Annotated in this window: 9 protein-coding genes; 4 read left to right on the top strand and 5 right to left on the bottom strand. The window is 65.3% G+C overall.

Annotated features, from left to right (window positions below):
- Positions 1–103 (top strand): CsbD family protein (locus VGL01_RS26170; protein WP_414720322.1); only part of this gene is annotated, 103 nt, incomplete at its 5' end.
- Between the two features lie 132 nt (positions 104–235).
- On the opposite strand, the gene VGL01_RS21570 is transcribed toward VGL01_RS26170, so the two are convergent.
- From VGL01_RS21570 to VGL01_RS21555, 4 genes are all read right to left on the bottom strand, one after another.
- The gene (locus VGL01_RS21570; protein ID WP_331572984.1) at positions 236–1186 is read right to left on the bottom strand and encodes a DMT family transporter; all 951 of its coding nucleotides are present in this window, start codon (positions 1184–1186) and stop codon (positions 236–238) included.
- A gap of 102 nt (positions 1187–1288) precedes the next feature.
- Positions 1289–2101 (bottom strand): AraC family transcriptional regulator, encoded by an 813-nt coding sequence (locus tag VGL01_RS21565; protein WP_331572982.1) that lies wholly within the window; start codon positions 2099–2101, stop codon positions 1289–1291.
- Positions 2102–2127: 26 nt separating this feature from the next.
- Positions 2128–3072, bottom strand: coding sequence for a serine O-acetyltransferase EpsC (gene epsC, locus VGL01_RS21560; protein ID WP_331572980.1), 945 nt, complete (start codon positions 3070–3072; stop codon positions 2128–2130).
- Between the two features lie 107 nt (positions 3073–3179).
- Positions 3180–3413, bottom strand: a complete 234-nt coding sequence (locus VGL01_RS21555; protein ID WP_331572978.1) for a hypothetical protein — start codon at positions 3411–3413, stop codon at positions 3180–3182.
- Between the two features lie 430 nt (positions 3414–3843).
- Between VGL01_RS21555 and VGL01_RS21550 the strand changes: the two genes are divergently transcribed.
- Both VGL01_RS21550 and VGL01_RS21545 read left to right on the top strand, forming a co-directional pair.
- Entirely contained in the window at positions 3844–4308 is a 465-nt protein-coding gene (locus tag VGL01_RS21550; RefSeq protein ID WP_331572976.1) for a hypothetical protein, read from the top strand.
- A gap of 29 nt (positions 4309–4337) precedes the next feature.
- Positions 4338–4940: a short chain dehydrogenase gene (locus tag VGL01_RS21545; RefSeq protein ID WP_331572974.1), complete on the top strand. Its 603-nt coding sequence runs from the start codon at positions 4338–4340 to the stop codon at positions 4938–4940.
- Between the two features lie 78 nt (positions 4941–5018).
- Here VGL01_RS21545 and VGL01_RS21540 read toward each other — a convergent pair whose 3' ends face one another.
- Positions 5019–6599 (bottom strand): aldehyde dehydrogenase (NADP(+)), encoded by a 1581-nt coding sequence (locus VGL01_RS21540; protein WP_331572972.1) that lies wholly within the window; start codon positions 6597–6599, stop codon positions 5019–5021.
- A gap of 406 nt (positions 6600–7005) precedes the next feature.
- Here VGL01_RS21540 and VGL01_RS21535 point away from each other — a divergent pair.
- On the top strand, positions 7006–7259 hold a 254-nt coding region (locus tag VGL01_RS21535), incomplete at its 3' end, for a hypothetical protein (protein ID WP_331572971.1).

Raw genomic sequence — 7259 nt, 5'->3', positions numbered from 1 at the left:
GAATGCCGAACGGCTGGCGGGGTTGATCCAAGAGCGATATGGCAAGACGCGCGACGAAGCGGAATTGGAAGTTCGCCGCTTCTTCGATGCGAATCGGGATTAGGGATTAGCGATCACGACGGGCTGTAGCCGTCATGGTGGCCCCACGCGGCGCGCTTTGCGCGCTCGCGTGGGGCACCGATCGTCGCCATGCCTTCCCACGATGCCGGGAGAGGTCGGTCGCTATACGCTGCAACTAGACAGCGTGCTGCGCCTCGGAAATCCGGACGCGTCGCCCGCCATCGCGCGCGATGAGCGCTACCGCGCCCAGCACACACCCCATGCCCCACCACTGGGCCGCGCCGATCGACTCGTGCAGTACGACAGCGGCAAGGCCGGCCGCCGACACGGGCACGAGAGCCGTCAACGCGCTCGCTTGCGCGCCTTCGATGCGCTGGACGCCCGCGAACCACAGCATGAAGCCCGCGACCGTCGGCACGAGCGCGTAATACGCCACACCGGCAAGTGCCACGGTATCGACAGGGCCCGCCGAATGCGGTTCGAGCAGCGCGGGAACGATCGATAGCGCGAGGCCGCCACCCGAGATCAGCGTCGATAATTGCAGCGGCGACACCGGCGTGCGCAAGCGCTTATTGAGCAGGATAAAGAAGCCCTCGCAGAACACGGCCGCAACGACGAAAAGATCGCCGACCAACGAAGCGACCGCGCCTCTCGGGGCGAGCGATCCCGCCACCTCCGCCGTACCAGGCGTACCCGGGGCACCGATCGTGCAAACGAACACCCCCATCGTTGCAAGCGCAACGGCCGCGAACGTCATCGGCCCAGGCCGTTCCCGCAACGCGAACACGGCCACGAGTGCCGCGACCACCGGCATGGCGCCGGCGATGACACCCGCATCCGTCGCGGACGTCAGTCGCATTCCGCTCAGCAGAAGAACGGTATAGCCCACACTGCCCGAGGCAGCCTGGACGGCAAGCAGCACCCTCTCCCGTGCGTCGAGCCGCGGCCACCGCTCGCCGGTCAAGCGCATCGCCACGACGAATATCGGAAAAGCGATCGCAAAACGCAGCGCCGTTGCCGTGAAAGGCGGCAGGCCATGCGCGATCAACTTGCTGACGACTACCGTGCTGCCGACGCCGATCATCGCCAGCGTACAAAAGAGGTATCCCATCCAACGCGAAGCCATCTGCGCCACTCCGTTCTTCCAATGAATGGAACGCAGATTAGATGCTCACGGGGGCGCCGGTCTTGAACGAAATTGCAGCGGCTCGGGCGATGGCCGATTAGCCTAGCCAATAGCTGCGGCAAAATTCGCCGGCGTGATCCCATAGAGGCGAACGAACGCGCGAGTCATATGGCTCTGATCGGCAAACCCCGCACCGGCCGCGGCGTCGGCCAGCGCGCAGCCCGTCGCGATCAATCGACGTGCGAGCGCGACACGCCGCTGAATCAGATAGGCATGCGGGGGCAGCCCCGTCTCGCGGGCAAACTCACGCAACAATTGAAAGCGGCTCAATCCCGCATCGGCCGCCAGCGTGGCGAGCGTCACCGTATTGGCCGGATCGTCGTCAATGCGCATGCGCGCACGCGCCACCGCACGGGCAGCCGCATGTCCGCGCACGCCGGATCGGGCAGGCACGCATACGGTCGTATGCCGCGAAACGACATCGGCAAGCAAAGCGAACACCGCCTCCTCGCCCGCGAGCCGTCCGATGCTCGCGTCACCCGCGAGCGCGCCGCAATACGCGCGTTCGAATAGCGCGGCAAAACGCGCATCGCGTAGGACGGGGCGCTCGATTTCCAACGACGAGCCTGCGCGCACTTCCAGATCGCGGGCCACGTCGTCCATGAGGGCGGGGGAAACATAGAGCATGTGCCAGACACGCCCCTGCTCATCGAGCGGGCTGCCGTCATGGACCTCGCCGGGATTGACCGTGATCGCATCGCCGGCACGCGCCTCCACCGGCCCGCGCCCGCTCGACGAACGCTGTCCGCCGCGCACTACGAGACCGATACCGAACCGCTCATGCGAATGACGCGCAAACGTTTGCGTCGTGTCCGCCGACGTGGCTTCGACTCCATCGATCGAGGAGCGATGCATCAAAACGCGTCCGCCCCTTTTCGTTTTCATTTACGTCCACGCTTGCCCGTTTCGGGCTCGTCGTTGCGGCCGCCCTCGCGCACATTGCCCTGCGAAATACTGGCGCCGGGCGCCACGCTATGCGTGAGCCAGACATTTCCGCCAATGACAGCGCCGCGGCCGATCGTCACACGCCCCAGTATCGTTGCGCCTGCATAGATCACCACGTCGTCCTCGACGATCGGATGCCGCGCATGGCCTTTCACGAGCGCACCGTCGCTACCGGACGGGAAACTCTTCGCACCGAGCGTCACGGCCTGATAAAGCCGCACGCGCTCCCCGATCACAGCGGTTTCCCCAATCACGACGCCCGTGCCGTGATCGATGAAAAAGCTCGCGCCGATCTGCGCGCCGGGGTGAATATCGATGCCGGTCGCCGAGTGCGCGATCTCGTTGATGAAACGCGCAAGCAGCGGCACACCGAGCCGATGCAGCGCGTGCGCCAGCCGATGATGCATGACGGCCAGCACGCCCGGGTAGCAAAGCAGGATTTCCGTAATATGCTGCGCGGCGGGGTCCCCCGCGAACGCGGCTTGAATATCGCTGACGAGCAGCGCGCGAATGCGCGGCAACTCCGTGCCCAGCGCACGCGTGATCTCGAACGCGCGCTCGACCAGCTCCAACTCCGAAGTCTGCGCATGCTCGGGCAAGAATCGCAACGCCCGCCGTACCTGCTCGCATAGCAAACGCAACGTGGTTTCCAGCGTATGGCCGACGTAGTAGTCGACCGTTTCGTCAGTGAGGTCGGGCGCGCCGTAATGCGTGGGGAACATCGCCGCGCGCAGACCGTTGACGATGCCGACGATCGCCTCGCGCGAAGGCAGTTCGCGAATGCCGCGAGGATGACGCGTGCGATGCAGCTCTTCGCGCGAAGCACGAAGCTCGGCGACGATCTGCTCGAGTCCCCAATGACGGGAGGACGGAGTGGACATGATATGAAGGAACGCCGCTTGCGATGCGGCCGGGTAGTGACACTTCCGCAGAGATTACCGCGTTTTGCGAGAACGCCGCCAGCGGCGGGGTCACCCGCGATGCCCCGTCAAACGGTCAAGCTGCTGGCATCGATCCATCGCACGGCCCAATCGCGCGCATGCGCGATCGCCGCGGCTTCGTCGCAAAAGCGCAGTTCGGCCGGAAAAAAACGATTGGCCACGAGCTCCCCATCGCTCGACCGTGAAATCACGACATATGGCTGGTATGCGCCATCCCCGGTCCGCGCGGGAGCGCAGTTCAGCAAATATCCGCGATGCGTGAATGCAGCGTCAGAATGCATGACTCGCCTGCCTCCGATACCCTTTTTATGTACTGCTACATACTGCTCGCCCGCCGGGCGCGTAGGTCACAGCGCGGCGGCGAAGCAAGCGGGCAACCACGCTTTTCGCCTGGCCGTCCGCTCGCAGGATAGGAATCATACTCCCTCGAAAACGCCTCTTCTATCGGAAATAAATCGGTCCAGTGCGGTCAGTGACAGCGACATGCGGCGACAGCATTCAAGCGACTGCACGAGCCGAGCCCCGGAACGAGCCTTGCTCTCGATCGCCGACGCCAAGACTGACCTGCCTACATGCCGCCATGCTCACGCTGCTTGAAGTTCGGCGCCGCTAAGCTACGATGGACAAAACACACACGCTGGCGCGAGCGCATCCGGCACCGGCGCGCTTGGCCGCGCAGCACCGCTCACGCCGTCCTCCAGCGAGCAGACCATGATTGCGAGCCACCCCTTTCCCGGCAGGCCGCCGCGGCGCGCACCGCGCGCACTGCGTGCCAATCGGCATCCGCTCGATTCGGCCTCGGTCGGGCGCTTGAAGGCGGCGCTCGCTTGCCTTGCGCTTGGCTACGCGCTCGCGTGGATCGAGGTTCTGCTGGAGTTCCTCGTGCTTCCCGCCCCGGAGAATGCCGCGGGCGGCGTACCGCCGCTGCTCGCCGCCGTGCTGGCGCGCGTGCTGCTCGGTGCGCTTTATCTATTCGTTGCACTCCGTCATCGCTGGGCTCGCTGGCTCACCGTAACGCTCGGGTTTTTCTCGGCAATTTTTGTTACGCCGATGTTGCCAGGGGAGTGGCAGATCTTGCCAGCCGCATCGCTCGTTACCGGTCTGGGCGTGCTATGCCGGCTCGCAGCTGCGATACTGCTCGCGCTGCCGATGCGCGAACGCTGCAACGTGGCGTGATTCGGCCGTATCTTTCCAAGGAGATCGACATGAAGATCGTTGTGATCGGCGCGTCCGGCACCATTGGCCGGGCTGTCTGTGCGGAATTGAAACAACGTCACGAGATCGTCGAAGTCGGTGCGACGCGCGGCGACCACCACGTGGACGCAACCGATCTGCACAGCGTCGAGCGGCTCTTTCATGACATCGGCCGCGTCGATGCCGTCGTGACGACGATGGGAGAAGTGCATTTCGGCCCGCTCGCCGACATGACGGCCGATCAGTTCTGGATCGGCCTGCGCAACAAACTGATGGGACAAGTCAACGTCGTATTGGCGGCTCAGCATCACGTCAACGACGGCGGCTCGTTTACGTTGACGAGCGGCATTCTCTCCGACGAACCGATCCGGGGCGGCGTCAACGCCACCACCGCGAATCTCGCGCTCGAGGGTTTCGTGCGCGGCGCGGCAATCGAGTTGCCGCGCGGCATCCGGATCAATATCGTCAGCCCGACTCTGCTCGACGAATCGGTGGAGGCATACGGAGCGTACTTCAGAGGCTTCGAAACCGTCAGCGCGAAGCGCGTGGCGATTGCCTACAGCCGCAGTGTCGAAGGCGCTCAGACCGGGCGCGTTTATCGCGTCGGTGGCTGAGCCGATCGCCGTTCACACCGGCTCACGCAGGCAGCCGGCCCCGTGATCGGGCCGGCTGCCTGCTACGCGCATCGCAGTTCAACGACGCTCGAACGTGCCGTCCCGCAGGCGCCAAAGCCCGAGCGGATTCTCATCCTGCACTGCTTGCGGCAACAATGCGGGCGGCAGATCCTGATAGCAAACCGGACGCAGGAAACGATCGATCGCAAGCGTGCCGACAGAAGTCGAACGTGGATCCGATGTCGCCGGGAACGGGCCGCCGTGGACCATCGCGTGCGAGACCTCCACACCTGTCGGATAGCCGTTCGCGAGAATGCGGCCGGCCTTGCGTTCGAGAACCGGCAGCAGTTTGCGCGCAAGCTCGTGGTCGTCGCGCTCGAGGTGCAGCGTGGCCGTCAGTTGGCCTTCGAGATGTTCCGCGAGTTCGACCATTTCGTCGATGTCGCGACAAGTCACGATCAGCGATGTCGGACCGAAGATTTCATCTTCGAGCGGCGGTTGTTGCAGGAACTGCGATTGCGTCGTCGCGAACAGCGCCGGCAGTGCCGAATTCGGCGCATCGCTGGCCGCGCCGACAGCAACGCGCTTCACGCCTTCGACCCCACCGCGGCGCGTCACGCCGTCGCGATATGCCGACGCGATTCCGGCCGTCAGCATCGTCTGCGCACCCTTCTTTTCGAGCGCTTTCACGGCCGCGTCGATGAACGCTTGCGTATTCGGCCCTTCGAGTACGACGACGAGACCGGGGTTCGTACAGAACTGACCGACGCCGAGCGTCAGCGATTCGACGAAACCGTTCGCCGTTTCCGCTGCACGCGACGCGAGCACGCCTGGCATTACGAACGTCGGATTGATACTGCTCATTTCGGCGTAGACCGGAATCGGCTCGCGGCGCTGCGCCGCAATCTTCATCAGTGCGATACCGCCGCCGCGCGAACCGGTGAAGCCAACGGCCTTGATGGCGGGGTGCGCGACAAGCGCTTCGCCGACTGCATTACCCGCACCGATCACGAGCGAGAAGACGCCGGCCGGCAAGCCGCACTCCTTGACCGCCTGCGCGATGGCGCGGCCGACGAGTTCGGAAGTGCCCAGATGCGCCGGGTGCGCCTTGACGACGACGGGACAACCGGCGGCGAAAGCCGACGCGGTGTCGCCACCCGCCACCGAGAACGCCAGCGGGAAGTTGCTCGCACCGAAGACGGCCACCGGTCCCACTGGAATCTTCTGCAACCGCAAGTCGGAGCGCGGCAGCGGCTTGCGCTCGGGTTGCGCCGAGTCGAGCGTGGCGCCCAGCCAGCGGCCATCGCGCACGAGCGCGGCGAACAGTTTCAATTGGCCGACAGTGCGACCGCGTTCGCCTTCGAGCCGCGCCTTCGGCAAGGCGGATTCGATATGCGCGCGCTCGATCAGCGCATCGCCCAACGCGATGATCTGCTCGGCGATCGCCTCCAGGAACCGGGCGCGCTGCTCGAGCGGGGCCTGGCGAAACGGGTCGAATGCCTCACGCGCGAGCCGACAGGCACGATCGACGTCGTTCGCATCGCCCGCGCCGAACGCCGGCTCGATTTCCGCGTTGCGCGCGGGGTCGAACGCGCGCAGCGTGCCAGCCGTGCCGCGCACTGCCTCTGCGCCGATCAGCATGTGTCCGGTGATCTCCATCGTCAATCTCTCCTCAACTCAGGGATGCCGGGGCCGACTTGCCCCGGTTAGGGTCGCCACGACGCGCATACGCGACGTCGAAACCCACGATCTTCGCACGTTTCCGATTTTCGTGACGACGTCGGATTGGCGGATGCCGAATTGCGAGTCCCGTAAAAGCTCACCCTTGTCAGCGCAAGCGACGTGGAAGCAGGTGCTCCCGTAAAAGCTCACCTCCGCCTTGCGCCCCTGTTGCCGGGTCTGCCGCGCTCGATGTCCCGATCGATCCGGAACGTTTCGCTCAGTGGCGCTAGCCCTCGCCGCTCGATGCAAGAAACCTGATGAGGAGGGACTACTCTGCGGTGCAGATCAACGTTAATCCACGGCCGTGCCGGCCGATGACCGGCGCGGGCGGCAGGAGTGAACCATGCCCCTACGGATCGGATCGTCCGCTGCACAGTTCGGCGATCACCCCCCCGCGTCGACGAAAGATGGCAAAGCCCCCGGCGGGCTCCCCGCCGGCGCGGCACGCCCGGGGTCGAGCCGCGGCGACGCCGTGCTGGGGGCGCTCACGCAACGCGCGAGCGCCGGCGGCGAGCGTCCCGCTGACGGCAATGGGTCGCTGCGACGCACGCAATCCATGAGCCGGCTGGCCGATTTTTCGCGCGTCGCGCTCGAACG

Origin of the sequence: Trinickia sp. (assembly GCF_036503415.1) — a bacterium.
Classification (GTDB): domain Bacteria; phylum Pseudomonadota; class Gammaproteobacteria; order Burkholderiales; family Burkholderiaceae; genus Trinickia.
This window is presented reverse-complemented; position numbering and strand designations above follow the sequence as displayed.

Coding starts and splice junctions, on each gene's coding strand:
- VGL01_RS21570 (WP_331572984.1), bottom strand. CDS start 1,186: ATGGCTTCGCGTTGGATGGGATACCTCTTTTGTACGCTGGCGATGATC.
- VGL01_RS21565 (WP_331572982.1), bottom strand. CDS start 2,101: ATGCATCGCTCCTCGATCGATGGAGTCGAAGCCACGTCGGCGGACACG.
- epsC (WP_331572980.1), bottom strand. CDS start 3,072: ATGTCCACTCCGTCCTCCCGTCATTGGGGACTCGAGCAGATCGTCGCC.
- VGL01_RS21555 (WP_331572978.1), bottom strand. CDS start 3,413: ATGCATTCTGACGCTGCATTCACGCATCGCGGATATTTGCTGAACTGC.
- VGL01_RS21550 (WP_331572976.1), top strand. CDS start 3,844: ATGATTGCGAGCCACCCCTTTCCCGGCAGGCCGCCGCGGCGCGCACCG.
- VGL01_RS21545 (WP_331572974.1), top strand. CDS start 4,338: ATGAAGATCGTTGTGATCGGCGCGTCCGGCACCATTGGCCGGGCTGTC.
- VGL01_RS21540 (WP_331572972.1), bottom strand. CDS start 6,599: ATGGAGATCACCGGACACATGCTGATCGGCGCAGAGGCAGTGCGCGGC.